This window comes from Polaromonas sp. P1_F9, from assembly GCF_056405615.1.
Window position 1 is genome coordinate 261,683 of sequence record NZ_JBFUBT010000002.1, and the last position, 24,172, is coordinate 285,854.

Below are 24,172 nucleotides of genomic sequence, written 5' to 3' on the forward strand. Positions count from 1 at the left end.
GTCCGTTTCGAACGACAGGTTATGTCGCAACGGCCTCAAAGAATGCTCTCCGGCCGATCCGCGTATCGGCTCATGAATAGACGGAATGTTGGAGCCGTCTGTTCCCCACCCTCGTCTGAGGCTGTGACGCGGTACACCGGGGCGAGTTGATTCCGGTCGCTCGTAAGTCGGACGGCGTAGAGCCAACTGTTCATAAGATGATCAACGAACACGAAGCAGTCGGGATACGCGAAGCGATCAGGGTAAATGACACCGCCTGAATCATCCAGTTCGTCTTTCACGGGCCTGATCTCTGCCAACGGCCAAAAGCGGAAATACACATCATCCATCTCATGGCCAGTTCCGTTTTCAGCAACGAAATAGGCCCGGACATCCTCAGGCAAAACTACTTCGTACCGACGTTCAAATTCCGCAATCGCTTCCTCAGTTGCGCCCGCGCTTACGCCCACTCCAGCGTCGCGCCATTGCTTGTGCACGCGCTGCCAGAGATTGCCGACGTCAGGAGGCGGTGGCGTTTGCGACATAACGTAAAGATGATCGGACCATCAACACTTGCGGCGAAGCCACATCCTGTCGTTGCGGGTCCGCGTCGATTGATATGTTATCCGGCCTACTCATTGTCACAATGCCTCCCGAATTGCAGAGGCCAGGTCCTCAGCGAAACGCCGAACATCCTCCTCACCCAGTTCCACAGGATCACCGAATGCAGAAATTGCCTTGACCATAACGGCGCCACTGTCGGCCCACGCTCTCGCGACTTCGACTTCGGTGTGCGGCGCATCGATAGCAGCAATGATTCGAGCGAGCAGCTCAAGCCCCTCACTTCGACTTGCACCGACCCGGGTCTCGAACTCGGCTTCGGTGATATTGATACCGTTGCAAACCTCATTCAAAGAGTTCGACAAAGTGACCAGCTCCGAGCGCGTAAGCGACAGGAGAATGCGTCCGGACGACTTGAATGCAAGGTTCATATACACACCACGCAATTACCAGCTGGATAACGTTTGACATGAAAGGCAGGCCTAAGGGCGCGAAGCGGCCTCCGGAGTCTCCACCCGACGGAAGGGTCAGACGTCATTTCGTCGGCCCTTCCTCTTGAGCAATGACCTTGGCGACGAGAGGGAGCGCCAGCATTCGCGCCCTGTGACCAAGGATTCGGGGAAGGCGGGAGAGGTCCACCCCGTCACCCTCAAGCCAGCGGGCAAGGGTTAGAAGATACAGGTCTGCCACACAGAACTCTTCTCCCAAAACCCACGGTCCACGTAAATACTCGCCTTCAATAAGCGAGAAGGCGTCACCCACGGATTGAGGAACCTTCCTTCGCATGGCGTCCCACGCTTCAGGTTCGTCTGCCCATCTGTGACCGCGCATTCGATGGGCGTGGGCGACATGAACCGTGGAGCACAAATAGCTATTGAAAGCGTTCATCTCCGCAAGTCGAAACATGTCATCAAGCGGAGCCAGATGCGCGCCCGGGTACGTCTGGGCAACGAACATGAGCATGGCCGGTGTTTCCGTCAGGACGCCGCGTTCCGTTACGAGCGCTGGAACCCGCCCCTTCGGATTGATCTTCAGATAGTCGGCCGCCCGTTGTTCGTTCTTCGAGAAATCGATCTGCACCAGTTCGTACTCAGCATTTGCATGAGCCAATGCCAGATGTGTTGCCAGCGCACAAGTATTGGGGGTGTAGTAAAGCGTGTGCACATGACCTCTCAATTTTGGATTGACGGTACAAGGAACTGCTTCAAGTGACGCCTAACGTTGGACTTAAGCGGCATGCCGTAGGCATGTCCGCTGGAAGGAAGGGTTAGGCCTCACACGACAGCCCCGCATGCACCAGGAATAATTGCCTTCTATTCACGTGCCTTCTTCTTCATTTCGGTGATGCTCGCTTTCACCAGCTTCTTCACCAAGGCTCTCGGTATCGCTCCGCTTACGGGAAAACCGATGATGGCTTTGGTTGTAGGGAAATCACCAAGATCTTTTCCGTTGTTCTCCAGGACCGGAGGGCGAACATGCAAGCGCACGTGCTGTGACTTGAAGCTAAACCAAGCGAACATTCCGTTGTAGTCATACCCTTCATAGAGGTAGCCAGGCATCTGAAAGTAGCTGGTGGTCTCGGTGGAGCCGGGTGCCGCTGACTGCACTGCGGATCGAATGTCCATCAATAGGGATCGCACCTTCTCGGGACACTTTTCTATGTATTCGTCGACGCCTCCAGGGACGATGACAATGGTTTTCTTGCTCGCTTCGTTTGCCACAGTCTTTCTCCATGAGGCCTGACGTTTGACTTAAGCGGACCGCCGCAGGCAGATCCGCTTGAAGGAAGGGCTAGGCATCATTTTCGCACGCCCTGAAAAGAAAGCGGATGACCAGCATTGCCAGTCCCGCAAGCAGCATATAGCGACCAACTCCCTTCTGGGCATCGGAAGAGTCGTCCTGGTTGATGTCTTGAAGCGTGCTGGGTGCTTCAGGTAAATAACGGACCGTCATGTTAGATGGGACAGAGTTGCTGCGCAAAGCACGGCCAAGCTCTGCAGCAACACCGACCTCAGTCCGAATTTCGCGACCATCCTCCGTAGTGAAGCGAACATGCGCTGTGTACAGGCTGTCAGCATGGGTATTCTTCTTTTCCTTCCACTCCAGCTTGGCTACCTCGGCTTTTGTCGTCTTGCCGTGGTCGCGCAATGCCGAAAACTTGTTGGCGTTCTTGTGGCCGGCATACATGAGAAAGATGCCAAACATAACAAGACAGATCGCGACAACTCGGCTACCGAAGATTCGAAACATAGGTGGCTCTTTAGGCCTGACGTAAAAATGACTGCATTGGCTACGGAATTCGATATCTCATGAAGTTTGAGATCGAGGAAGACCTGTTTGCCTGATGACACCAGCTCTCGAACTGCCTTCGGCCAGCCTCTGTGAGCAACTGAAGGCCGACCTTGTAGTGATCGGCTTCGGGGCCGAGCCGATCAACCAATGCCAACGCCTCAGCCGAGGATTCGAAGTCAAGCGCGATGATGACTGGTGATGGCATGTGTGAGATGGCGTCTAACGTTTGAAATAAGAGGCGGCGTGAGCGAAGCCCCTGTGCCGTTCTCTCGATGGAAGGGTTAGTCGCCTGTTTCATCTGCGAGGCTTGGCTTTTTTCCCTTGCGGCGTGGTGGCTCTCGGCCCACAAAGTGGGCAAGTACCATGAGTCCCAGACCGAGCAAGATGAAGAATGGAGGTCCAAGGAACAATAACAACACGGCGCCAACCAGGACAAGAAGGGAGAAGCCTGGCGCGTTTTCGGCGCGTGTGGCCTGAACGGCACCCTGCGTTCCGCCTAAAACCGCAACCCACATTGCCCAAGCCGCCACAAACGAGAGCAGCCCTGCCAGGAGCAGAACCCTACGCCATGCCTTGGATGTACTCGGCGCGCCAAACGCTACGGCGGCACCGAGCATCCAGGCGCCAACAGGCGCCGCAGCACCTGGCAGGAGTGATCCGAAGGATACCCAACCAAGCAGAGCAACGAGGGCTCCGCCTAAGAGTGCAGGGGCCAAGCGACCGGCAATGGTGAAACTAGGCATGCTTTTTTTGGGATGTCATCTGTGCCGGGGGGCCAGGGAGTTTGCTGCGGCCTAACGTAGAAGTGATCGGCAGACCATATGCGCGCGACGGGGTGCCTTGAGGACGTCCGTGTCGACTGCCATGTTATGCATTGCCCGTCCCTTTGGTTAGCTGCTTGCTCCGAATATGAAAGGCCCCGCCAAGTGCCATGAGCAGAAGACTTCCTTCCGCAAACACGGGGCCGATCGCCATGAGGATTCCGAGCCACCGGGCCGCCCCGATCACCAAAAGCGTGATCCCCAGAATCCGTAGCCTCTCGCGACGTTCGATGCCTCGGTCAGCCAAAGCGAGCCAAAGGGATACAAGGGCAAATGGCACGGACAGCATCACCCCCGCGACTATAAATGCTGCGGCGTACTGAGCTGGGTGTCCAGCGGACGGCGAACCTGCCAACACCGTAATCGCCGTGGCAGCTAACACCGCCATGAAGCCGAACGCAACACTCAAGATTGTTTGCATTTGCCTAACGTTTGACTTAAGCGGCCTGCCGACGGCAGGTCCGCTTGAAGGAAGGGTTAGAGCGCATTCTTGCCTGCACTCAACCTGCCAGCTGCCGATTGCCGGCCGCCAGAGGCGGGATGCAGAGCGCCCGCCTTGCCAAGGCCGAACGGAGGCATGTTGACGTATACATTCTCGTAGGTTCCGGGTGAGGCTGCATAGGTCTCATGCCAGATTCCGACCGAGCCGTTCGTTCCCACGGCCTTGTTGAAGGCTTGCCACGCCGGAAGGTGCTCTGCAGTCTTGTTCTTCGCGTAGGCCAGCAACTGCTCCATAGAGCGCCAATACTGAACCATGATCGTCGTCCGGGAGAACCACATTTCTGCATGAATGAACCCAAGCTCGGGTTGACGGCCGAGCTCCTCGAGCATCTTAGGCATTGCGCGAGTGACGGGCCACCACTTGTGCACTTTGAGTGGCTCGTTGATCCGCAGTCCGATCAGAAAGACGACGAACTCGCCCTCCAGGCTGGCTGTCACGCGTTCGTTTCGAATCATGTATTGATGCGCTCTAACGTAATGTATGCCGCAAAACCTGCGGTATAACCTGGCGCTTGCAATCTAATCTGGACATTAAAACCTCCTGTAAGCCGCTTGCATGCCGGGTTTCAAGGCAATGCTCCGAAATTCATACGGTTATAAAAATTCCGTGAAGCCCCGCAATCCTTCCTTGCAGTCTGCCCACTTGCTGGACCAAGTCCTGAAGCAGGTTCAGTATTTGCACTATAGCCTTGGCACCAGGGAAATTTACCTGTATTGGGTCCGTTTTTTGTCAGCCGGCATGGCCGCAATGGCCACATGACGCATCCGCGCGACATGCGGGCAAGCGCATCCCTGCTAGTGCTCCGCCTAACGCCGACGATTCGGCATCAAGACCTCAAGGTCTTGAATGGCGGCGGTGGCTTTCGACCTCGCCCAAACTACTGGAATGAGGCTGAACAGTGGAAGCAGAAAGACGAGATAGAAGAAGAGTTGAATGCCCGCAGCAATTTTCATTGTTCCAAGTAGCCGGGTTCGCTGTACGAATTCGGTGTTTTCCAGATCGCCTTCCCATAGCGATAGCTGGCGACAAACGATGGTGAACCCGACTATCGCCAGGGCGGACGCCGTGAGGCTCAAAAACCAAAACGTCTTTTCCGGCATTTGCCTGTTGCCCAGGGTGTTCAGGTGAAGCAGTAAATCGGCTTGTCTGAGCGCGATCTCGATCAGAAACGGGAGCTGAAGCACTATTGCCGCAGTGAGGAGTTTGCGTGCCAACTGCAAGGTACTTTTGTGCCTGTGAATTTCGCGAAGTGCTGTCATGCTTGTTTGATGATGAAAGATGCGCCGCTGATGCGGCTTAACGTTCGAGCTTCCCGGTGCGCAGCAAGCGCCGCGTAGCAGCATCCTGCTGCTGCGTGTCCGAGCCAAGCGGAATGTCAGACATGTCTGGTTACCTGGTTTGCTTTAGATGAATGCACTCCGGCTGGCCTCGGACTTTGGCCCAGTACTCAAGCCTTGCATCGTCATCAATGTCGATAATACCGCCGTACATCGTGTCGCCACCTTTCTTCTTGGGGCCAGAGATCCAGTAACGCGCTCCCGTCTCTTCCTCGATGCAGTTGTATTTGTAGCCGGACTTCGTTTTCAGAAAACGCTTCCCGGCGTATGTGTACGATCGCGTCGAGCGCGACATTTCCACCCAGCCAATGCGGCCGGAACCGCTCAAACCACCTGATTTGTTCTCGATGTACATGATGCGTTTCATGCTCCGGCTCTCTACTCTTAATGTCTAACGTTTGACGTAAGCGGACCGCCGCAGGCGGGTTCGCTTGAAGGAAGGATTAGGCGCCACCCAGGTCGGCCAGACCAAGTTGAATTGGAACTTGGTAGTCCGCGGTAATGAGGCTGGCTCGAAAGGACTTTCGAGGATGAATCGTGAGCTTGTGATCAATGATGGCGATGCGATCAACCAGGCTTGGCGCATCATCGTAGAACTTCACCTCCGCAACTCTAACCACCTTCGAGTGCTGCGTTCTCAGATTTGTGACTTCAACGAATACCTCGGCGGGTTGTGGATGCACGGGGACCGTTTGCTCGACGCGTACCCGGTATTGCTTCGTCGCTTTGACCTTGAGGCACACTCTGAGCGCCTCGCCTTCTGACTCGACTGAATGTCGAAGTACTTCAAGCGCTGGCGCCTCGGCTGGCGCAAGCATGCGGAGTGCTGAAAACGTTGCCTCGGTGACTACAGCCAGCTTTCTTTCGTCCGGCAGGGAATTGAACATTGGATCCATTCCGCAGAGCACGAAGCGGTGCCAACGCTCCGTGGCGTATTCAGTCATCCTGACTGCCCCATCGGGCAGAGATGGTGTAAAGCACAGGTAGAGATGATCGGCATGGCCGATAGACATTCCAAGCTCTTCACACTTCATCCCGACGCGCTGGCCAAGAGCTACACAGGCGCGTGGGAAATCGTAGAGCTTCGATGCATAGTGCGGCATGGAATGATCGAGCCGAGGGGGATCGATGCTCTCGAAGTACCGAATGTCGCGCAGCGGCTTGGGTGTTTTAGGCGGTGAGCGCATATTGACGCCTAACGTAGGAGATGACCGGCGACCAAGGGACAGGAGAGTCGTAAGCGCGGACGCCCTTGGGCGTCCGTGTCGACCAACATGTTAAAGCATGCACCTAGAAGCACGTGCCCGCCCATGAACATCCGATGAAGATGGCTGTGAGCAGCACCGGCATAGCCATGGCCAATACGTAGGCCACGGCGATAGCAATTCGAACCCTGAGCGAGCACGGCATGTATTTGATCAGGCCGAACGCGCCGACAAACGGAAGCAGTAGCAGTACGGCCAGGAGTATCCATTCGGCAACTGTGCCATGCAACGAGCGAAACCGGGGAAGGAGCAGCACGCATACGCCGAGCGCCATGGGGCCGAATGAGACGGCTAGCGTCAGAAATTTCCAGAATGCAGCTATCGTCGGCCTCATGAGACACACTACGTTTGACTCATGCGCCCGCCGAAGGCAAGTCCGCTTGAAGGAGGGTCAATCCTCACAGCCACCTTCGCACCCTCTGTGTGTACGACGTGTACTCGTTACCAAACATGCGCCGCAGTACCCTCTCTTCGGGTTGGATCTGGAAGCGAGTGACATAGAGAACGAAGAGCACTGAGCCGGCCAGGAGCGCAGGTGCTGACAAGTAGAAGCTCCATGCCACCAGAAGCAAGGCGAGTGCGACGTACATTGGATTGCGAGTGATCCGATAGACACCAGACGTGACGAGTGACGATGCGCTCTCCGGCTTCAAAGGATTGACCGTGGTCTTGGCTCGCCGAAACGCGATGGTGCCAGCAATGCTGAAGTAGCCGCCAATGACCGCGACGACGCCGGCTGTGACGATGCGAGTGGCGGGCGACAGTTCAAGCGTCGGCGCAACATTTCTAGCGATCCACATGGTGGCCGCGATGATTAGCGCCACGAGCGGCGGTGGGATCTTGAGTTCGAGGGCGCGCATAGCTTGGACTCAGAGGCCTAACGTAACGATGACCGGCGCACAACACTTCGCGGCGACACCGCCTCGTGCTGTTGTGGGTCCGTGTCGATTGATAGGTCAGGCTTCACTTGATACTCTTCCAAGAAGATCGACGATTGAGTTCCAATAGCTTGAGTTTGGCACTGAGTCCATGATTTGAAAGCCAAGATTGATGGGGCGCCAGACTGCTCCGCCACTCAGGCGAACAGCCAGGAACGGATAGTCGAAGAAGTCTCCTTCATTTGGGGGTTGATCTGGCTTAAACCACTCGCCATGCCTGGCCTTAAGCAAAACCTCACCAGCAAACGAACCGAAGGCATAGATGGACTTTGCTACCTGCTCCATCTTGGCACCGCCGGTTTTCCATTCTTCCAAAACGGAGTCGACCCGGCGCAGTGTGGATGGGGCAAAGGAGGAAATGTCGACGGTGTAGATCTTTTGCGTCATCCGAATGGCGTCGCTGGCATATCCATCTACTGTTTCGATGGCTGGCTGAAAGTGCAATGGGATCAATGTTTTCCCCTGAGGGTTGTGTGAAATCTAACGTGTATGTGAGCGGTCGCCACAGGCGATCCACTCGACGGGCGCGTCAGGAATCATCCTTTTCGAATGCTTCATTTGTGAGCTCCTCGTCAAGCAGCTCGTGCATCCAAGAACCACCACCAGAGTAGACCAACTCCGCGTAGTCTGGCTTCTTACCTGTGCCTTTCGTAAAAGCCAGTACGGGGTGCACATATTCCGCGCCAGTATTCATCACCCTCGACCCATCGACGATGCATGCCAAATGGAACGTCAGGTTTTCAGTCAACTCCCGCAGCTTCTTCTCCTTCTTCACTCCAGCTTCGACGAAGCCATCGCGGACCGTTATCAGGATCTCCAGCAGCATTCGTCGTTGGCGCGCCCCAAAAGCTGAAGAATCATTCACAAGGGTGCTCATTGATTACTCCTAACGTAAAAAGGAACGGATCACCAACACTTGCAGCGCCGTCGACTCCTGCTGCTGTTGTGAGTCCGTGTCGATTGGCCAGCTAGATGTGCACGCGGGACCCCGCTTGCTCATTGAGTACCTCCTGGCATTGGATCAGAACCATCACCCGGTGGAGGCGTTTTGCGTCTGCGAGGCTCTGCGTCGGACAAGTGCACAAACAAAACGCAGACCGCTCCAAGGACAGGCAGTAGCCACACGATCAGGCATTGAAAGGTCTTCTGAGTCGTAGTCAGTGCCGGCGAAAGCACAACCCACGCAGCGAGGGCGAGGTTCGCCACGACCAGAACGACGACGCATATGGCGAGTGTGTTCATCATCTAATGGTGGAGCTGACCGGAACGCAACACATGCCGCGCAGCGACCTCCCGCAGGTGCGTTTCCGTGTCGAACGACCAGTTAGACCTTCTTGCCGTCGGTTTCATCGGTCACCATCTTTCCATCCACTACGAACTCCTTCAGCGATGCGGCTTTTTTTCCCACCAAGAGGTAGTAGGCTCCAACACCGATGAATGCAAGCCCACCCAATAGCGGTTTAACCGGTACAGGTCCGTCACTGAGCAGGACGACAAGTACGATAGCAATGCCAATTAAGACTGCGCCTCCACCGGCGATCTGATTTCTCATAATTCCTCCTACAGAAAAGTTGTGAAACTGGCGGTATCACACAAGAAGCCGAGAGTGTCCGCCAAAGGCTCTAACGTTTGACATGAGAGGCGGCGCCTGGCTTGCCGGGTGACATCCTCTTGACTAAAGGGTCAGGCATCGCTGCGTGTGCCTTTATGCGAGCTCGGTTCAACGCGACTCCACACTCTTGGTGGAATATAGACATATTTCTCTTTCTCCGCAGATTTACTCCTGCGCTGTGGCCAATCGCACCCGCCGCAATCACCACAGCTAGCGAGATCACAGGCATCCACCAGGCCTTCTCCGCCAGGCAAGCCACAGCTTGCATCGCATGGTGCGTCGCAGCCTACATCGCAAAAGCCACGTTGAGAATGATCCGGTCGGCCGCCAACCTGACAATGCCGACGGTGAGCGACGCCGCACAAGTAGCTTCTTTGACGGATTAGCACTAGGCCACCGAAAACGCCGTGGCGGCGTACCGCACGGTAGCCGAATGCGGAGCAACTGGCGCGACCGGTGTGCTGGCCATATGCGCAGCAAAAGCCTTTGTACGGAGAGAGGTACTTCTGATAGCCACGAATTGAGGCGAGTAGCGCTCGGCGCATGTACGGCGATGCCCATTGCGTTCCCCACGAGTACTCCATGTCGGTTCCTGTGATGCCTGACGTTTGACATGAGCGGCGTCCAAGGGCGATAACCCTTGGACGCCCCTCTCGACGGAAGAGTTACGCATCACTGCCACAACCACCAAGACTGACCTTCAAGAGGATTTCCTTGCGTTGGCCAATTTACTGGGGGTGCTCCCTTAGGGATTGCCAAGCTCGCCCAATGCTCGGTTGGCCGACAGAGTTGGACCTTTGTTCCCGAGGTGGCCCTCAGTCTTAGAAAGTTCCTGTCATAGGTGAGCAAGACATCGAGCCCAACGTCTTCCGCCTCTGCGAGGGCAAGGCAGTCTGCTTCGCCACTATGGAGCACCTTGAGTTCATTTGCGCGCCTGCGGGTACCCGCTAGGTCGTCAACCGGGATTCCCCAGTATGTGTACGACGTGAAACTTGAGTGGACAGCAAGTTTCTGTGCATCGCGAATATCTCCACATTCCCTGGCCACCGTGTCAGTGATGAAGAAGCGACCTGGAGCATAGAACCAGGCTCGAATGAGTGCGACGCCTTCTTCGTCGATTGGCGTGCCTCCGACCGTACTCTGTGTTGCGGCGCAGATAAGGTAGGTCAGGCAGTTGGAGTCCAAACCAATTCGCTGAAGTGCCATCGTGAGGCCTAACGTTGGAGGCCGCCGGTACGCAGCAAGCGCCGCGCAGCGGCAACCTGCTGCTGTGTGTCCGTATGGATCGACCGGTTAAACCACGTCATGTCAATCCCAGCCGAACTTTAGCAGTGGCCGCGTACACTTGGGACAGGGCGAGCGTAACCTTGAAAGTTCAATGTTTGCAACATGGCAAACTGGACAGTAAACACCGTCATTTGGTATCGATATGGATTCCCGGAGCGTTGAAAGCCGTGATGCAATCTCATAAACGGTTTCTTCGCTCGCATCGATTGGTGGCAAACCGCTTCCGCTTGGAATCTTCTTGTTCAACGGAATGGTCCCGATCCAGTCTTCAGGCTTCAACCGCAGGTTGTCGCCAAAGCTCTCCGTAATGTCCAATTGGCTGTAGGAAATTGCTCCGGGAGGCATCGTTTGCGTCGCCGCTTTCGGCTTTCTATTGAATGGCCACATAGTGTTCGTGAATTGATCTAACGTGAAGATGACCGGACCATCAGCGCTTGCCGCAAAGCGATGGTCTGATGTCGCGTGTCCGTGTCGGGCGACCAGTTAAGTCGAATGCTCATCTTATTACGCCCTCAATCATTTGTTCAAGCTGCTTGGTGCGCTCCTGCGTTTCAGACACCCGGCACTGCTCCTCGGCAATAACACACCAAGTGGTTGAGCAAGACCCTCCCCATTCTGTCTCGATTCGCCTCGTGCAAGAAGCGTCTCTAACCTCGTGAATCCAAAGTCGTTGTTCGACCCGGAGCTTATCTTTCTGAGCCTGTGATAGTGACGACATTAACCGCCGATAAACGAGATTGAGTTGGGCATCCGCCTTGTCGAACTCCGAATCCACTCTCGATTGCGCACAGTTTCGATCACACTCCATTTGCCCGAAGACTCCCGGCACAAACAGCAGGAAAAAAAGCGTGGCGTATTTCATGCGACTTAACGTGAAGATGACCGGACCACCAACACGAGCCGCGAGATCTCAGCCTGTTGCTGTGGACCCATGTCGAACGAGATGTCAGGTGGCATTGGGTGCGAAGGCATCACGGTGGAAGCTCTCGAATGCCCGCGAAGAAGGCCCCCACCTTAGCTCAGAGTTCGTCCGCCATAAGCTGCTCGGACAAGAACAACCAGAACACGAGCCACTCAGAACGGAGAGTAACCACCTATGTGGCAGGCGCGCCCACAGACTTCGCGTCAGGAATTCACTCCCAGCGCTGAAGTCCTCTGCGCGAAATTGGACATGCCAGGTGTCGCTCATATGCGGGCTAAGTTTGACATGCGCGGCGGCCTGACCGAGGTGACGGGCAAGACGTCCGCTCGATAGAAGGGTTAGGCGTCATTCTCACAGCGATGCCGACTTCTCAAGTTCCAGGTTGCCCTCGATGAACTTGAGCTTGAAGACAAGCCGGGAGATGCGCCATCTGTCCGGGAACGGCAGCAACTGCAGTTCGTACGTACCCACGAAGATGCGGCTCTTCAGGCCGATTGCTTTGCCCCGGTGGTGAAAGGCCACGCCGTGGCATCTGACAAGCGCTTGATTACCACTGACCTCGGTTCGAAGGTTGCCAATCTGATGGTGAACGTGGTCGAGCGGCTTGAATCCGGCAGCCCATGCCTGAGCCACCTGGTTTGGCGTCATTTCGGTCGGCGTTCCACCGACCATGGAGGTCATGTCGAGCGTAAAGGGGCTGGTAAAGCAACTTTCCAGCGCTGGCCAGTCTCGTTCGTCGGTGGCAACGAACATCTGAACGACGGCGTCCTCGACTGCCAGGCGCGTGGCCAAATCAGATGCAGACAAAGTGAGAGACATTTAGAACCTCTGAGTGAACGCTCCGCATCTTGCGGCGCCTAACGTTTGAATTAAGTGGCGTGCCGGAGGCACGTCCGCATGAAGGAAGGGTTAAGCAACATTGCGCACTGAATGAATGATCTTGTACCCGAGGGTGCGAGCGGCAGGCGTATCAAAGTAAGCAGAGATCTGAACATGCCCCATGGGTGCGATGACGTAACCGGAAATTGATTTATAGGAAGACTTTTCTCGGGAGTAATCTTCTTCCGGCAATTCGTATGTCAGCCGGATAAGCTTCCCGGCGCGTTCGATCTGTTGCTCGCCTCGAAGATCGCTGGCTGTTTCCAGAATTGAAGCTAGCCGCTGCTCTTCGGGTGTGCCTTTGTCGTTCCCCCAAATGGTGACCCAGAAGGTGAGTGCTGCCCTCCAGAGAACAAGGCTTCCATCTTCTATTCGTCGATTGAACCTTTCAGGAAGAGCGACCGCCCATTCATCAGTCATTTGATAGGTTCCCGTGACGATTGGATAGTCTGGATGCAGGCTCATGGCGGCTTCTGATGTTGTCTAACGTACCAGGTAAGCGGCGGCAGATACGGCCGTCCGCTTGATTGCCGGGTTAGATGTTGTGGTCATCGGACCACCTCGGCGCCCCAGCCGTCGTACGCGCCTCCATTTGCCGAGGCTAAAGCTGAAAGATGTTCCCGGATCTCTACTAGGACCTTTAAATCTGGAATCATCGTTTTGCTCGCCTGAACAAGCCACTCGGATGAGTCTTGCGCGCCGGGCTTCACCTGCACGTCGTATCCGCGGAAAGATGGGTCTTTTGCCACGCGGTCTGCTGAATCTTGCGACGGCAAATACAAGAAAAAGTCGACCTTGTGCGGTTGATTCAGCTTGGAGCCAACTTGCCTCAGTTGGGACAGAACGCGCAAATCGGGAACTGCCACTTGGCCTGCTCTGTTCGCCGAGATGAGGACGTAAGCCAATACGGCCAGAATGGCCCCAATTGCAATGATCGTTGTAGCGGACATGTGGATACCTAACGTTTGACATGAGGCGGAGACGACGGGTTGGCGCCAGGCCCGCGAGGCACATGATGTACCTGGGTGCCTCGCGGGCCTGGCACCAAGCCGTTAGCTCTCGCCTCGATGGAAGGGTTAGGGAGCACTACTGCCAGAAGCGCCACCATGGCTTCTTTCCGATCTGCTTGGTTGCCGCTACGCCGAAGGCGTATACAGGCTTGGCTGCCTCGCTGACTCCGCCTTCGGCGAATAGTTGCTGTTCCGTCTGCGGATCGAACGCGACGAATGGGCCGTTCTCCAGAATGATTCGCAGGATCTTGTCGACCTTCTTCAGCACTTCGTCCGCATTGCCCTCATGCCAGTAGGGCAACGCCACGGCGCCCGAGGAGCTGTACAGACTCACCTGCAATCCTGTATTTCCTTTGACATCTGTCAGTTCGAAGTGTCTGCTCGATTCGAAGCGATCAAGATCGGGGAAGGCCGCTTCCAACGCTTCGACGATCTTGAGGTTCCGAGACCGTTCCTCCGACGTGTACTGCTCGTCGCCAAGTTCATCACGATAGGCGACATCACGGATCGACTCGCCATCGTTGACAAGAAGCAGACGTATGTCGTGGCTCACAGTGTTTGTGCTCCCTAACGTTGGAGATGACCGGCCACCACTCCAAGCGGCGAAGCCGCCTTCTGCAGATGTGGGTCCGCGTCGATTGGCATGTTATGGGGCATGGGCTGACATCTCCGTTTTTTCCAATAATTCGGCCACGGCAGAGTGACCCAAGGGTCCCGAGAATAATGATGTCGCCTTCAGCTCCAATGTGCATCGAACCCTTCGACCCGATTCCTCGACGGCTTCGAACGTGATTCGTGGAGTTTGGTGGTGCATTCGAAACATCGAGTGCGATCCGAGGCTTACTCTCATATTCGACAGCGCAGCCCATTCGCAAGCTCGCGCAAGGGCCTGCCGCTTCCAGAACCAGTTCGCGAGAAAGTACACCAGCCCCAACACGGCGATCGTAACCAGGCCGTCAACGGAAAGGAACGAGCTCAACTTGGCGCCCCCACGCCAACCCAGATTCTGGCGATATACCGTTTGACATGAGCGGCGGCTGGAAGCAAGCGAAGCTTGCTGGAAGACGTCCGCTCGATGGAAGGTTAGGCACCGGTGTACTCACTGCTGCGCCTTGCCTTGCTGCATACGAGCACGTACTTGCTCGCGCATGCGTTCGTTGAGTTGTTGAAACTCTCGAATGAGCTTGTCGCATGGCTCTTTCGTGGCTTGGCAAAGAGCGGCCATTTCAACGTAGACCTCTCCGTTTGGCCGCTGCTGGATGATGCGGCGCACGACGGCCGGATGCGCATAGTGACCTTCTGGAGTGAACGACCACACGGCAAATGTCGGGTTCGGCTCGTTGATGATGACCCAGCCGTCGGGTTTGGTGATGTTGATGCTGACACCAGGCTTCGCCTTGAGGGACTCAAGCGCCTGGGAAACGCTCGCATACCCCAGCGCTTGCGCTGCGCCCCGCGACTCCTCAAGCGGTACTTCGGACTGCGCCAGGCAGATTGCGCAGCTCGTGGCTAGAAGGAGTGTTGCGACGTAGTGTTTCATATGACGTACCTAACGTTGGAGGCAACCGGACGCTCTGAGGCGGGCGAAGCCTGCCGCAACGCGGTCCGTGTTGGCCGACTTGTTATGCTGCATGCAGTTCCGATCAGCGCACCTGCCGGAAGAACTCCGCATAGCAGGAGTTCATGTCTTCCCTCTCGCAAAGCGCGAACCGTTGGCCGCTCGGATGCACGATGACGTAGTTCACGGCAGTATGCCCCACGGTTGTGAGAGAACCCATGCAGTCCGGCTTACCGTTATTCTTAGTTATCTTGTCAACCCACTTGTACCAGTAGGTCTTACGAGCGCTCGGCGAAATCATGAATTCTGATTCGTTGCGCTCTTCGCCAGACATAGATTTTTTTGTACCGTCAGCTCTGAGTTCGTACTCCTCAGCACACTTGCCTCCCGCGAGTTCAATCCGCCAAACTCCGACAAGTGGATGTGTGCTTGGAATAGGTGTTCGGACAAACTCCCGTGGCGGTGCACTGCCTTCTGGTGCACGTGCCCTCAATTCCTTCAATTCACTCGGACTCGGTGCGGGGAAGGCAGGCGTGTTATTCGCGCAGCCGCCAAGTAGTGCGGTTGAAATGACTAGCAATCGAATACGGATGGACACAGTCACTGACGTTTGCCTTTCTTTGCTAAACAGACCCGATTGGCTCATATGCAGCATAACGTGAAGATGACCGGACCGCCACCTTTGGCGGCGAAGCCGCCTCCTGCAGGTGTGGGTCCGTGTCGATTGACATGTTAAGTGGCATGTTGGCTCCAGGCGTCCCAAAACTGCCAGCCACCTCGATCCTTTGGACTCTTGTCGTCTTCCGATTGGGAGAGGCTCGCTATTTCGCCCCCCTCAAAAGGTGGCGCATCCCAGCCGCGGACGGCTACAACAGCAATGCCGTTCGAAATGAGAACCTCATGAAACACTCGGCCATCATTGAGCCTCGCCGTCGCCTGAGCGCCGCCGTTAGCAAACTCGACAAAAGAGCTCGCCTCACGCTGTAGGTGTTCCGGCAAAGGGCAGCGGTAGTTCATGCCATTTAACGCCGAAGCTCCGCGGCGGGCGGGAGGCGAAGCCGACCAGAGCCTGTCCGCTGGAGCGGCTTGTTAGGCCTCAGAGCCAAAGGCTGGCTATGCATCTCTTTCTCCCCAAGCATCGAGTCCACAGTGGACGCACCTGCGCCCACGACTATTTGATCCCAGCGCGTGACGGAGCGTAAAGAGCTCCCCGCAACGGGGACAGCGAAATGTTCGAATGCGAATGTAGGTAAACACGATCACAACTGCCGAGGCGGAGAAGCATGCGATCGGCGCTGCGGGAGAAAGCGGTCCGCCGTCCGTCGCCCAGCCTACCAAGAGTGTGAGCGGCAGGAGGGCGAGAAAGGCAGCTATAGCCAAATAGTTCCAGCGACGAAACAAGCGGAGCCGAGCGTCAAAACGATCCATGAGGCCTAACGTTTGACTTAAGCGGACCGCCGTAGGCGGGTCCGCTTGAAGGAATGGTTAGGCCGCACTTTCTGCCCTACCACTGAACAAGTTCGTCAGAGCCCCCAAACCGGGCTGGCAGGCCCGCGAAGTGAGGTAGCTCGTCTTCGATAGGTGCCAGGGCATAGGTGCACTGGACATGAAACTGCGGACGAAACGTACCTGGCTGGAACAGGCTACCGTTGACTCCGCGCACGCCAAGGCCAGGCACTTCCGCAAAGAGGAATGTGCCGCAGGAGGTACATTTGGTTCGAGGTGTGGTTCGAAGAGAAAGCACATCAGTTTCGCCTCGAGTCACCGACACTGCTGCACTTGGATAAAGGGCGCTCAAGTAGGCATTGCCATGAACCGCTTGGCAATCGTCGCAGTGGCAAACGAACTGCGCTAGCGGAGCGCCCTGCAACTGCACGTGAACTGAGCCACAGGAACAGTGAATCTTGGTGACGATGATTAATCTCCATGCCGTGTGTGCGGCCTAACGTTGAAGACAAGCGGAGCCGAAGGCGTCCGCCTTGGGCGACAAGTTAAACAGATTCATTAGCAGCAGCTTTCCGTTTGAAGCTCATGACCTCAGTTAAGAAAAAAGCCCAAGGCACGCAAAACATTGCGGGGATCATCAGCATGCCAGCAGGTACGCCCGAGCCAGCTTTGAGCGCCATACTGAGAAGTAAAACGAAAACGCTAAGTGAGAAAGACCAAAATCCAACATAGCCAAGCGCTTTCTGAAATCCAACGAAAGACACCGGTGTTCTCTCCTTCTTTACAGCGAATAACCAACACCGCCGCAGGATGAGGAACATCATTACATACCCCAGCACCACGGTAAGAGGGCGCGGGAGGATGCCAGCAAACATCGAAGGAACCAAAGAGCCAAAAGAGAAAAGAAGCGAGAGAAGGGTGATGTACGGGACCTGAACTTTTAGCATCGATAGAAACGAAACTACAAGCCAATGCAATGTCGGGAGTGAAACCAATGTGGCGCACAAAAAATAGGCGATGGATCTCATAGGCTCCTGCTGTTTAACGTCGGAGTTGACCGGCACGCAGTGGCATTGCTCCGCGAGACGTATGCTCCCGCGCACGGCTCGCGGCGCAATGCCGCTGCGTGTCCGCGTCGAACGACCTGTTAAACCGCATACGCGCAATCATCGCTCAAGCAGCCACGACAGCACAGGGGCAAGGAGCATGACGGCGCCGACCAGCGCCCACCCGAACAACTCTCGCCGGCGCAGCCGGTACCCGCGTTTCTCCAAGTACGCGTGAAACGGCCCAACAAGGCTCCAACCCAGTGCCGTCCGCTTTGGCCCGGAGCTTGTTCGCATAAACCAGAACAGCAGCGCCCACACGCCGAAGCCAGCGCAGACAAGGAGAACGTAGACGGCGTAACCGGGCATGGCTTTGCGGTCTAACGTCGAAGCTGCCCGGCGCGCAGCATTGGCCGCGCAGCGGCAACCTGCTGCTGTGTGTCCGTGCCGAGCGAAATGTTAGACCTAGCTTTTGCTTTCACATTGAATCTACTCTTTTTTTCTTAGCCTCTTAACTGAGTCCAAAACTATTAGAACACCAAGAAATCCTCCAGCGATATCAATACTTGCCATGAAGGTGTTCTTCGAGAGGCCAGTAATTGAGCTAGCCCAATTCGCGAAACTACAGAACTTTTTATAAGGGTCGCACCCGTATGGTTCGGTGTAGTGAAACCATGCGGCATACAACGAAGCGAGCGTCACGAGTAGCCCCAGAATTAGGAAGAGCACCGGACTCTTTGGGCTGATGTCCTTGTTGAGATGAGATTTGAGCTGCATTTTGTCTAACGTACAGATGACCGGACCACCACCACAAGCGGCGAAGCCGCAGCCTGCGGTTGTGGGTCCGCGTCGATTGACAAGTTAACCAGCATTCGTTTCATTGCGCAGTGGGGATGACCCATATCAAAACAAGCCATAGCGCAAACCATCCGACGGTGAGCGCCCACGTGAAACGGTACGGCTTTCCGTCGGGTCGAAATAAAATTCGAAACATAGGGTCGCCGGAACCCAGGCGAAACCATTTCGGGGACACCGCCTTGGACTGCGATGGCCGCAACGCCCATAGCAAGAGCGGCAACACGACAAGCGCGAATACCATGAAAGCTAGTTTGATCTCGAACGGCATTTGCTAGCCGGTTAACGTAAAAATGACCGGACCATCAACACGAGCGGCGAAGCCGCATCCTGCTGTTGTGGGTCCGCGTCGATTGAAATGTTAGACGGCATCACGCTCCGCTATTGAAAGCCGCGGAAGCGCCTGCTGCAACGCGGCCTTGTCCTTGGCTGAGTATCCGAGCAACTGCATCTGGGTCAAGTGCCGGCAAGCGCTCAGCGGCAGCAGCCCGCCAGCGTCAGGCACCACACCAAGAAGGTCGATCACGCGCAGCTTGTGCAGATTTCCAAGCGGTGCAAGGGATGCAACGTGCTGCCGCCTGTGCATGGCATGCCAGTCTGGAAGCACTTGGAGAGACAGAATCTCAAGCTTCCGCAAGGAGCTCAGCGCTTCGACATCCCTTACCCTCGGAAAGTCAACAATGCGCAGTTCACGCAGGCGAGGTAATTTTTTCAGAATGGAGAACGAATTCAGGGGGAAACCGGCGAAGACAAGCGACCTCAGCCCGGAAAACGCGGGCAACCATTCAAAGGACTCGAACTTGCAGTGCCATATCTTCAATGACGTTGTGTCACTGCGTGCGTAGTGATGAGGCAGTTCGCTCCTCGGATCGAGCACATATTCGACATGCATGCTGTGCCGTCTAACGTTGGAGGTGACCGGACCGCGACCCTTGCGGCGAAGCCGTCTGTAGTTGCGGGTCCGTGTTGGCCGGCCTGTTAGCTCGCATTTGGCGCCCTTTGCCTCTTCACCCATACTCCTATTGCGAACACAACGACGAATGTGACTGGGAGTTCCCAAAGAAGATTGTGCTGGACCTCAGTCATGTATTGAATCGTCCCATGATTGTTGTAGGGCACGACATGCCCACTGGTCGGATCTGGGGAGTCAGGGCACGACCCGATGGCGGACATGAGCAACCACCAACAGGCGACCACGGCAACAAGAGCGACGGTGACAAACCAAGTACCAATGATCGCAGCATTCTTGGACAAGTGTGGGCTCCAGTGAGGGCTAACGTTGGAGGTAACCGGCGCCCAGGGGAGGACCGGCGAAGCCCACGCACGCTCTTGGGCGTCCGCGTTGACTGGCCGGTTAGACCGCATGCCGGTTCGCCCTTTCACTGTGAATATCCTAATAACGATTCAGCCCGCTGCTGCGGCATATACCAACGGATGGAGAAGGACCACTAATGCTACGCCCCAACCGATTGCTTTCCGCTTGGAAATTCTCCTCACGGCAAAAAAGGAGATAACGGCCGCGACGAGGAAAACTGCTCCGGTGTACACACCCGCTTCATCGCCAGCCAAGTACGCGGTGTGGAGCACACCCCTGACGCCGCGAGCGATAGAAACGCCGCCGTTGAGAAGCGTCAACCACCCGTAGCCCGCAACAAAGACAGCCAGCACGAAGGCAGCCACCGCTTCACCCAGATTTCGTGTCGATGGTCTTTGCATGCAATCTAACGTAAAAATGACCGGGCCACGAACATTCGCGGCGAAGCCGCCTCCTGCTGTTGTGGGTCCGCGTCGATTGACAAGTTAGATTCCATTGTCCTTTTTCACCTTTTCTATGGCCGCAAGCAGCGCCCGCGTTTGCTCGCCATCGTAGCCTGGGACGAGCACTCCCATGTAGATCTCGAGCTCACATGCAGCGCTTTCCGCTTGACCACGGACGAATTCATTTGGGTCTTTGAGGCCAGCCGAGAGGAATGGCAGGACTCGCTCGAGATTCAGTTCGCCACATGTGCGCGCAACGTGACCTAGTCCGAGCATCGCGTTGCCACGAACGTTGAAATGCTCATGCGAAATCAATCTGAGACAGACCGCTTCGGCCCAGCCCGGCTCACACGAGTCAGCATTCATTCCGGCAACGATCGGCACGTACAACAGCTCTTGAGGATCGCCGCGATCCATCACGGCCTCAACATCCGATTCGGTCCAACCGACACGAAACGGTCCCATGGAATCTAACGTTGGAGGCAACCGGACCGCAACACTTGTGGCGAAGCCGCCTCGCGGAGTTGCGGTTCCGTGTTGGCCGACCAGTTATGCACGCTGTTCAAGGTTTCTCGTCCTTAAAAAGCGCCAATAGCTCTTGGCACCGGCGAAATCGATCATCCGCGGGCAAGGATGCAAGTACCTGCGCATTCATGGCTGCAAAGTGCTGGACGCCAGGCCCAGACGGTTTGGCTGCTTCTGCCTGCGCCTGGCCACTTGCGAGCGCTTCTGCATGCGCGCCGCGCCAGGCTGCGAAGCGCTTCGCAAACTCCGCCTGAAAGCCGCTGACGTGAACTGCACAAACCTCGGCCTGCGCCTGCCGCACGACGCTCTCAATGTAAAGATTCAGCGCTTGCGAGTCAGCGATTGGCATAGGCGGCATAAAGTTGGAGTTCAGCGGACGCCGGAGGCGGTCCGCTGCAAAGACGGGTTAGGCGGCTGGCGCCGAACTGCGCATACAAGTGCACCACATACCAGCCACCAGAAACCAATGAAGAACGCCGTAAAGAAAGCAAATCCGCTATAGGCGCTGCCCCGTTCGATTGCGAAAGAAGCAGAAACTGCCGGAATCCCCGTTTGCAGCAACCATAACGGGGGATCAAGAAAAACATCGCGTATCCAATGCGCGTGGACAACCGCGCCATCTGTTGCGACGACTATGCCAAGAAGAGCCACTGCTAGCAGCAGCCCAACCAAGATTGATCCGATTACTCGCCACATCTCCGAATGCCGCCTAACCTTTGGCATGAGGAGCGGCCAAGGGCGATAGTCCTTGGACGTCCCTCGCGATGGAAGGGTTAGGCCTCACGCTGCGTTCGCCTCATCTTGCACGAGCCGAATCTCGGAGTAGCGCATAGCCCAAGCGTTCCCGGCAACCTCGACTTTCCCCAACTCTTCGAGTTCGTCCATGCGCGCTTGTATGTAGGCAATCGGCAGATCGGCATCAACTTGGTCGAGTTCGGGGATCAGATTTCCAACGATCTTGGCTACCTTTTGCCATTGGGATGAGCATTCTCGGAGGATCATCGAATCGACTGCCAGTTCTGCATCTTTGGATGCAGCGCGCATGAATCCTATCTCCTCATCAGTAGGCTCATATGGTGCGGCATCTTCTGGATCGAATGGCTCAATATCACGGTACTGAAGCACGACGGGGGCTCGCACGCCTGCAAGCAACTCCACAATCGCCCCTGACAAGGCGTGCAAGAGATTCTGGCGTTCAGTGCTATCTGAGACCTGAGCAACTGCTGTCTCCAACTCCGTGAGAGAGGCCAACGCTCTTTCGCACGCGGCAAAGATGTCTTCGGCGGCTTTCCGTTCCATGGTTGCGGTACTCGTGAGGCCTAACGTCGGAAATGACCGGCGGCGCATAGGCGGGCGAAGCCCGCCGCGTCGACGTCCGTGTCGATTGACCTGTTAGGCCTCATGTGCGCAGCCTGCCAGGAAGGCGGAAAACTCAGCGCCGAGAGTGGCGGCTGTGGCCTTAGGAATAGCAATTGCCTGGACTCCGGTGAGAAACAGGTAGTGGTTTCGGTCGTCTTCCGAACAGTCGATGATCGCCGTCCGACGGACAACTGACCTGGCGGACGCTGACTCCAAGACTAGCGAGCCGTCCTGAAGGTCCACCGATTGCTTCTCGGTGAATGCGCTGTTCGCGGCGGAAACATACTTTTGGTAGAGCCACTGCCCCGCTAGCGGCCGAACACAGGCAAACAGGAAGCCGACAACTGCGAAGAACAGAATTACTCCGTAGCCTCGTGCGACATCAGGCGTTCTCTCCCACTGCTTAAAGAAGGTGAACGCTGCGAGAGCAATGAACATCCATGCAAGCACCTGCGCAAAGAAGGCCAAATTCATCCGTCCGTGATTCCGCTCAAAGCGGGCTACCACGGCGCGCTCCAGCAGCTTGAAGTCGGTAGCGTCGAGGGAAAAGCTTACTGGCATGTGTGCTGAGGCCTAACGTAAAGATGACCGGACCACCAACATGAGCGGCGAAGCCGCCTTCTGCTGTTGTGAGTCCGCGTCGATTGACAAGTTAGATTGCCATTCGCTATTCATAAATAGCCACCGCCTTGGCGCCCAAATCAACCAGTTGACCCGCAAGTTCACGAGCCTCTCCCTTCGAACCAGCGACAAGTGTCACGCATTCCCCGGCAAGTACTCGATCGATGCAGTCCTTTGCTTGAGCGAGAGACATACCGGCAGCGCTTCGAAGAAGTTCCGTATGCGAAACCTTGCGAAAACCTGGGCTCCAACCATTGATCGAGACTGTGAGCATGCAAAAGCAACCTAACGTTTGACATGAGAGGGTTATGCATCAATCGCGGAGAGGCTGGCAAGCGGGAAGCGAGCAAGCTCGTCATTGGAGTAGCGTCGATTGGTAACGACCAGATGCTCTTCTCTGACCACGATGTCTTTGAATTGATGGTGAAAGCACAGTTCGTCGGGCTTGGTCTCAAGAAGATGGATTCTTCTAAGAGAGCCGCTTTTTCCTCGAATCTCAAGCGTGAGCGTGAACTGATCTAGCGTCAGCTCGCATTGAAGCTCAGCAGTAGCTGCGATTTTTCGAATGGTCTTCGACTGATGAACCCAATAGTTTCGATAGCCATTCGTTCTGAATTCTTTGATTCTGTCCTGAAATTCTTTCAGCGGGAGTGGATGAAAAGTGTGTGCTGCTTCAAGGCCTGCCGACAGAATTTCGATGAAGTATTCCTGCTTCTCTGCTGAAGTGGCCTGCCGATAGCGGTCTTTGTCGAACTCAAATGGGATTGCTAGCGTTTTCTCTGGAATCAGCGTCGGGCTGGAAAGTTTTGGGCTATGGAGATCATCTTGAACAATGATCTGATTGAACCCGGCGGTTTCAATTTCTATTGAGCGGGCGTAGCGTTGAACAAAATTGCAGAGGCTGCGTGTCTCGAAACTAAAGGGCGCCGCTACATCAATAGAGTGGCCGTATACCGAGAGCACGATAGATCGCAGCTTCACTTGATGCCTAACGTTTGACATGAGTGGCGGGCGACAGCAGGCGAGGCCTGGTGTTGCACGTCCGCTCGATGGAAGGGTTAGGCGCTTTGCACATAGCGATCGAACTCCATGACTCTTGGCGCTGTACTTGGAAAATTGCGGTAGTAGTGAACTGCCGCTTCGTACTTCTCGAAGTCGCTCGACCGTCGGCCAAAGGCAATAAGAGAAACAACGGCAGCGCACTGATCCAGCCAATAGATGTCGTCTGAGTACTCATGTGCTCGGCTCATCCCAAGGTCCACGGCCTTGGAATGCAAGTCGGTAGCTAGCGTCTTGGCCGACTGATGCCACGCGATGTCCCTATCGCCAGTACCGGACGAACCAACATCCTGGATAAAGAAAAGATAGCGATCGTAGAGTGACGAGTCGGCGTCAACGAAGCGCGAGCACTTCGGTGGAAGATTCGTTGCGGCCATGACCTGAAGCGCCTAACGTGATTTAGATCGTCGGATAAACCGCAATTCCAGTTTATCCGACGGGATAAGCGGGGGCAGTCTAGGCGTAGTAACGGCCAACTCTCTAGCAACCCCTCTTGACACAAGGGTCGGCGAGATAAATACAGTGTTTTTATACATGGTT

34 protein-coding genes are annotated in these 24,172 nt (G+C 55.8%); all 34 read right to left on the reverse strand.

Annotation, left to right across the window (positions count from 1 at the left end; translation table 11 throughout):
* Nucleotides 1-35 precede the first annotated feature (35 nt).
* The 34 genes from AC1DYR_RS06360 to AC1DYR_RS06525 all read right to left on the reverse strand — a co-directional run bounded on the left by AC1DYR_RS06360 (nt 36) and on the right by AC1DYR_RS06525 (nt 24,009).
* Nucleotides 36-476: an SMI1/KNR4 family protein gene (locus tag AC1DYR_RS06360; protein ID WP_477704348.1), complete on the reverse strand. Its 441-nt coding sequence runs from the start codon at nt 474-476 to the stop codon at nt 36-38.
* A 144-nt stretch (nt 477-620) separates the two neighbouring features.
* The gene (locus AC1DYR_RS06365; protein ID WP_477704349.1) at nt 621-971 is read right to left on the reverse strand and encodes a hypothetical protein; all 351 of its coding nucleotides are present in this window, start codon (nt 969-971) and stop codon (nt 621-623) included.
* A gap of 103 nt (nt 972-1,074) precedes the next feature.
* A complete protein-coding gene (locus AC1DYR_RS06370; RefSeq protein ID WP_477704350.1) occupies nt 1,075-1,704 on the reverse strand; it encodes a glutathione S-transferase family protein in 630 nt (209 codons plus the stop codon).
* 149 nt (nt 1,705-1,853) lie between these two features.
* Nucleotides 1,854-2,261 carry an iron chaperone gene (locus AC1DYR_RS06375; RefSeq protein ID WP_477704351.1) on the reverse strand — a complete coding sequence of 136 codons (408 nt, stop codon included), beginning with the start codon at nt 2,259-2,261 and terminating at the stop codon, nt 1,854-1,856.
* A gap of 70 nt (nt 2,262-2,331) precedes the next feature.
* Complete coding sequence (locus tag AC1DYR_RS06380) at nt 2,332-2,790, reverse strand: DUF3592 domain-containing protein (RefSeq protein WP_477704352.1); 459 nt, start codon at nt 2,788-2,790, stop codon at nt 2,332-2,334.
* 40 nt (nt 2,791-2,830) lie between these two features.
* Complete coding sequence (locus AC1DYR_RS06385; protein WP_477704353.1) at nt 2,831-3,130, reverse strand: orotidine 5'-phosphate decarboxylase / HUMPS family protein; 300 nt, start codon at nt 3,128-3,130, stop codon at nt 2,831-2,833.
* Nucleotides 3,131-3,699: 569 nt separating this feature from the next.
* Entirely contained in the window at nt 3,700-4,074 is a 375-nt protein-coding gene (locus AC1DYR_RS06390) for a hypothetical protein (RefSeq protein WP_477704354.1), read from the reverse strand.
* 56 nt (nt 4,075-4,130) lie between these two features.
* The gene (locus AC1DYR_RS06395) at nt 4,131-4,610 is read right to left on the reverse strand and encodes a DUF4188 domain-containing protein (RefSeq protein WP_477704355.1); all 480 of its coding nucleotides are present in this window, start codon (nt 4,608-4,610) and stop codon (nt 4,131-4,133) included.
* A gap of 351 nt (nt 4,611-4,961) precedes the next feature.
* Nucleotides 4,962-5,414 carry a hypothetical protein gene (locus tag AC1DYR_RS06400; protein WP_477704356.1) on the reverse strand — a complete coding sequence of 151 codons (453 nt, stop codon included), beginning with the start codon at nt 5,412-5,414 and terminating at the stop codon, nt 4,962-4,964.
* Between the two features lie 130 nt (nt 5,415-5,544).
* The gene (locus AC1DYR_RS06405; RefSeq protein ID WP_477704357.1) at nt 5,545-5,859 is read right to left on the reverse strand and encodes a 1-deoxy-D-xylulose-5-phosphate synthase; all 315 of its coding nucleotides are present in this window, start codon (nt 5,857-5,859) and stop codon (nt 5,545-5,547) included.
* A gap of 76 nt (nt 5,860-5,935) precedes the next feature.
* Entirely contained in the window at nt 5,936-6,679 is a 744-nt protein-coding gene (locus tag AC1DYR_RS06410; protein ID WP_477704358.1) for a hypothetical protein, read from the reverse strand.
* A 103-nt stretch (nt 6,680-6,782) separates the two neighbouring features.
* On the reverse strand, nt 6,783-7,031 hold the full coding sequence (locus tag AC1DYR_RS06415) for a hypothetical protein (RefSeq protein WP_477704359.1): 249 nt from the start codon (nt 7,029-7,031) through the stop codon (nt 6,783-6,785).
* Nucleotides 7,032-7,155: 124 nt separating this feature from the next.
* A complete protein-coding gene (locus AC1DYR_RS06420) occupies nt 7,156-7,617 on the reverse strand; it encodes a methyltransferase family protein (RefSeq protein ID WP_477704360.1) in 462 nt (153 codons plus the stop codon).
* A 96-nt stretch (nt 7,618-7,713) separates the two neighbouring features.
* A complete protein-coding gene (locus AC1DYR_RS06425; RefSeq protein WP_477704361.1) occupies nt 7,714-8,148 on the reverse strand; it encodes a hypothetical protein in 435 nt (144 codons plus the stop codon).
* A gap of 76 nt (nt 8,149-8,224) precedes the next feature.
* Complete coding sequence (locus AC1DYR_RS06430; protein ID WP_477704362.1) at nt 8,225-8,572, reverse strand: hypothetical protein; 348 nt, start codon at nt 8,570-8,572, stop codon at nt 8,225-8,227.
* A 447-nt stretch (nt 8,573-9,019) separates the two neighbouring features.
* The gene (locus tag AC1DYR_RS06435; RefSeq protein WP_477704363.1) at nt 9,020-9,247 is read right to left on the reverse strand and encodes a hypothetical protein; all 228 of its coding nucleotides are present in this window, start codon (nt 9,245-9,247) and stop codon (nt 9,020-9,022) included.
* Between the two features lie 131 nt (nt 9,248-9,378).
* Entirely contained in the window at nt 9,379-9,891 is a 513-nt protein-coding gene (yidD, locus tag AC1DYR_RS06440) for a membrane protein insertion efficiency factor YidD (protein ID WP_477704364.1), read from the reverse strand.
* A gap of 1,199 nt (nt 9,892-11,090) precedes the next feature.
* Nucleotides 11,091-11,456 carry a lysozyme inhibitor LprI family protein gene (locus AC1DYR_RS06445; RefSeq protein ID WP_477704365.1) on the reverse strand — a complete coding sequence of 122 codons (366 nt, stop codon included), beginning with the start codon at nt 11,454-11,456 and terminating at the stop codon, nt 11,091-11,093.
* Between the two features lie 411 nt (nt 11,457-11,867).
* Nucleotides 11,868-12,335 (reverse strand): nuclear transport factor 2 family protein, encoded by a 468-nt coding sequence (locus AC1DYR_RS06450; RefSeq protein WP_477704366.1) that lies wholly within the window; start codon nt 12,333-12,335, stop codon nt 11,868-11,870.
* 90 nt (nt 12,336-12,425) lie between these two features.
* Complete coding sequence (locus AC1DYR_RS06455; protein WP_477704367.1) at nt 12,426-12,860, reverse strand: hypothetical protein; 435 nt, start codon at nt 12,858-12,860, stop codon at nt 12,426-12,428.
* Nucleotides 12,861-12,943: 83 nt separating this feature from the next.
* A complete protein-coding gene (locus tag AC1DYR_RS06460; RefSeq protein ID WP_477704368.1) occupies nt 12,944-13,345 on the reverse strand; it encodes a ribonuclease E inhibitor RraB in 402 nt (133 codons plus the stop codon).
* A gap of 136 nt (nt 13,346-13,481) precedes the next feature.
* Complete coding sequence (locus tag AC1DYR_RS06465) at nt 13,482-13,958, reverse strand: hypothetical protein (protein WP_477704369.1); 477 nt, start codon at nt 13,956-13,958, stop codon at nt 13,482-13,484.
* Between the two features lie 546 nt (nt 13,959-14,504).
* Nucleotides 14,505-14,945, reverse strand: coding sequence for a hypothetical protein (locus tag AC1DYR_RS06470; protein WP_477704370.1), 441 nt, complete (start codon nt 14,943-14,945; stop codon nt 14,505-14,507).
* A gap of 103 nt (nt 14,946-15,048) precedes the next feature.
* Nucleotides 15,049-15,183 carry a hypothetical protein gene (locus tag AC1DYR_RS06475; protein ID WP_477704371.1) on the reverse strand — a complete coding sequence of 45 codons (135 nt, stop codon included), beginning with the start codon at nt 15,181-15,183 and terminating at the stop codon, nt 15,049-15,051.
* 1,284 nt (nt 15,184-16,467) lie between these two features.
* Nucleotides 16,468-16,881, reverse strand: a complete 414-nt coding sequence (locus AC1DYR_RS06480) for a GFA family protein (RefSeq protein WP_477704780.1) — start codon at nt 16,879-16,881, stop codon at nt 16,468-16,470.
* Between the two features lie 73 nt (nt 16,882-16,954).
* Nucleotides 16,955-17,437: a hypothetical protein gene (locus AC1DYR_RS06485; protein ID WP_477704372.1), complete on the reverse strand. Its 483-nt coding sequence runs from the start codon at nt 17,435-17,437 to the stop codon at nt 16,955-16,957.
* A 1,234-nt stretch (nt 17,438-18,671) separates the two neighbouring features.
* Nucleotides 18,672-19,202 carry a hypothetical protein gene (locus tag AC1DYR_RS06490; protein ID WP_477704373.1) on the reverse strand — a complete coding sequence of 177 codons (531 nt, stop codon included), beginning with the start codon at nt 19,200-19,202 and terminating at the stop codon, nt 18,672-18,674.
* A 512-nt stretch (nt 19,203-19,714) separates the two neighbouring features.
* A complete protein-coding gene (locus AC1DYR_RS06495) occupies nt 19,715-20,026 on the reverse strand; it encodes a hypothetical protein (RefSeq protein ID WP_477704374.1) in 312 nt (103 codons plus the stop codon).
* Between the two features lie 84 nt (nt 20,027-20,110).
* Nucleotides 20,111-20,533, reverse strand: coding sequence for a hypothetical protein (locus tag AC1DYR_RS06500; protein ID WP_477704375.1), 423 nt, complete (start codon nt 20,531-20,533; stop codon nt 20,111-20,113).
* Between the two features lie 97 nt (nt 20,534-20,630).
* Nucleotides 20,631-20,942 carry a hypothetical protein gene (locus tag AC1DYR_RS06505; protein ID WP_477704376.1) on the reverse strand — a complete coding sequence of 104 codons (312 nt, stop codon included), beginning with the start codon at nt 20,940-20,942 and terminating at the stop codon, nt 20,631-20,633.
* Between the two features lie 431 nt (nt 20,943-21,373).
* Nucleotides 21,374-21,892: a DUF3658 domain-containing protein gene (locus AC1DYR_RS06510; protein WP_477704377.1), complete on the reverse strand. Its 519-nt coding sequence runs from the start codon at nt 21,890-21,892 to the stop codon at nt 21,374-21,376.
* A 93-nt stretch (nt 21,893-21,985) separates the two neighbouring features.
* Nucleotides 21,986-22,513: a hypothetical protein gene (locus AC1DYR_RS06515; RefSeq protein WP_477686697.1), complete on the reverse strand. Its 528-nt coding sequence runs from the start codon at nt 22,511-22,513 to the stop codon at nt 21,986-21,988.
* A 366-nt stretch (nt 22,514-22,879) separates the two neighbouring features.
* The gene (locus AC1DYR_RS06520; RefSeq protein ID WP_477704378.1) at nt 22,880-23,554 is read right to left on the reverse strand and encodes a hypothetical protein; all 675 of its coding nucleotides are present in this window, start codon (nt 23,552-23,554) and stop codon (nt 22,880-22,882) included.
* Nucleotides 23,555-23,631: 77 nt separating this feature from the next.
* Nucleotides 23,632-24,009, reverse strand: a complete 378-nt coding sequence (locus AC1DYR_RS06525) for a hypothetical protein (RefSeq protein WP_477704379.1) — start codon at nt 24,007-24,009, stop codon at nt 23,632-23,634.
* Nucleotides 24,010-24,172 lie beyond the last annotated feature (163 nt).

What these genes read in the sequence shown, in the direction of transcription:
- AC1DYR_RS06410 (WP_477704358.1), bottom strand. Translation starts at nt 6,679, where the DNA reads ATGCGCTCACCGCCTAAAACACCCAAGCCGCTGCGCGACATTCGGTAC.
- AC1DYR_RS06395 (WP_477704355.1), bottom strand. Translation starts at nt 4,610, where the DNA reads ATGATTCGAAACGAACGCGTGACAGCCAGCCTGGAGGGCGAGTTCGTC.
- AC1DYR_RS06485 (WP_477704372.1), bottom strand. Translation starts at nt 17,437, where the DNA reads ATGAGATCCATCGCCTATTTTTTGTGCGCCACATTGGTTTCACTCCCG.
- AC1DYR_RS06420 (WP_477704360.1), bottom strand. Translation starts at nt 7,617, where the DNA reads ATGCGCGCCCTCGAACTCAAGATCCCACCGCCGCTCGTGGCGCTAATC.
- AC1DYR_RS06385 (WP_477704353.1), bottom strand. Translation starts at nt 3,130, where the DNA reads ATGAAACAGGCGACTAACCCTTCCATCGAGAGAACGGCACAGGGGCTT.
- AC1DYR_RS06400 (WP_477704356.1), bottom strand. Translation starts at nt 5,414, where the DNA reads ATGACAGCACTTCGCGAAATTCACAGGCACAAAAGTACCTTGCAGTTG.
- AC1DYR_RS06460 (WP_477704368.1), bottom strand. Translation starts at nt 13,345, where the DNA reads ATGTCCGCTACAACGATCATTGCAATTGGGGCCATTCTGGCCGTATTG.
- AC1DYR_RS06475 (WP_477704371.1), bottom strand. Translation starts at nt 15,183, where the DNA reads ATGGGTTCTCTCACAACCGTGGGGCATACTGCCGTGAACTACGTCATC.
- AC1DYR_RS06490 (WP_477704373.1), bottom strand. Translation starts at nt 19,202, where the DNA reads ATGCATGTCGAATATGTGCTCGATCCGAGGAGCGAACTGCCTCATCAC.
- AC1DYR_RS06365 (WP_477704349.1), bottom strand. Translation starts at nt 971, where the DNA reads ATGAACCTTGCATTCAAGTCGTCCGGACGCATTCTCCTGTCGCTTACG.
- AC1DYR_RS06435 (WP_477704363.1), bottom strand. Translation starts at nt 9,247, where the DNA reads ATGAGAAATCAGATCGCCGGTGGAGGCGCAGTCTTAATTGGCATTGCT.
- AC1DYR_RS06500 (WP_477704375.1), bottom strand. Translation starts at nt 20,533, where the DNA reads ATGGGACCGTTTCGTGTCGGTTGGACCGAATCGGATGTTGAGGCCGTG.
- AC1DYR_RS06495 (WP_477704374.1), bottom strand. Translation starts at nt 20,026, where the DNA reads ATGCAAAGACCATCGACACGAAATCTGGGTGAAGCGGTGGCTGCCTTC.
- AC1DYR_RS06380 (WP_477704352.1), bottom strand. Translation starts at nt 2,790, where the DNA reads ATGTTTCGAATCTTCGGTAGCCGAGTTGTCGCGATCTGTCTTGTTATG.
- AC1DYR_RS06390 (WP_477704354.1), bottom strand. Translation starts at nt 4,074, where the DNA reads ATGCAAACAATCTTGAGTGTTGCGTTCGGCTTCATGGCGGTGTTAGCT.
- AC1DYR_RS06450 (WP_477704366.1), bottom strand. Translation starts at nt 12,335, where the DNA reads ATGTCTCTCACTTTGTCTGCATCTGATTTGGCCACGCGCCTGGCAGTC.
- AC1DYR_RS06525 (WP_477704379.1), bottom strand. Translation starts at nt 24,009, where the DNA reads ATGGCCGCAACGAATCTTCCACCGAAGTGCTCGCGCTTCGTTGACGCC.
- AC1DYR_RS06515 (WP_477686697.1), bottom strand. Translation starts at nt 22,513, where the DNA reads ATGCCAGTAAGCTTTTCCCTCGACGCTACCGACTTCAAGCTGCTGGAG.
- AC1DYR_RS06405 (WP_477704357.1), bottom strand. Translation starts at nt 5,859, where the DNA reads ATGAAACGCATCATGTACATCGAGAACAAATCAGGTGGTTTGAGCGGT.
- AC1DYR_RS06445 (WP_477704365.1), bottom strand. Translation starts at nt 11,456, where the DNA reads ATGAAATACGCCACGCTTTTTTTCCTGCTGTTTGTGCCGGGAGTCTTC.
- AC1DYR_RS06505 (WP_477704376.1), bottom strand. Translation starts at nt 20,942, where the DNA reads ATGCCAATCGCTGACTCGCAAGCGCTGAATCTTTACATTGAGAGCGTC.
- AC1DYR_RS06455 (WP_477704367.1), bottom strand. Translation starts at nt 12,860, where the DNA reads ATGAGCCTGCATCCAGACTATCCAATCGTCACGGGAACCTATCAAATG.
- AC1DYR_RS06510 (WP_477704377.1), bottom strand. Translation starts at nt 21,892, where the DNA reads ATGGAACGGAAAGCCGCCGAAGACATCTTTGCCGCGTGCGAAAGAGCG.
- AC1DYR_RS06470 (WP_477704370.1), bottom strand. Translation starts at nt 14,945, where the DNA reads ATGAAACACTACGTCGCAACACTCCTTCTAGCCACGAGCTGCGCAATC.
- yidD (WP_477704364.1), bottom strand. Translation starts at nt 9,891, where the DNA reads ATGGAGTACTCGTGGGGAACGCAATGGGCATCGCCGTACATGCGCCGA.
- AC1DYR_RS06415 (WP_477704359.1), bottom strand. Translation starts at nt 7,031, where the DNA reads ATGGCGCTCGGCGTATGCGTGCTGCTCCTTCCCCGGTTTCGCTCGTTG.
- AC1DYR_RS06430 (WP_477704362.1), bottom strand. Translation starts at nt 8,572, where the DNA reads ATGAGCACCCTTGTGAATGATTCTTCAGCTTTTGGGGCGCGCCAACGA.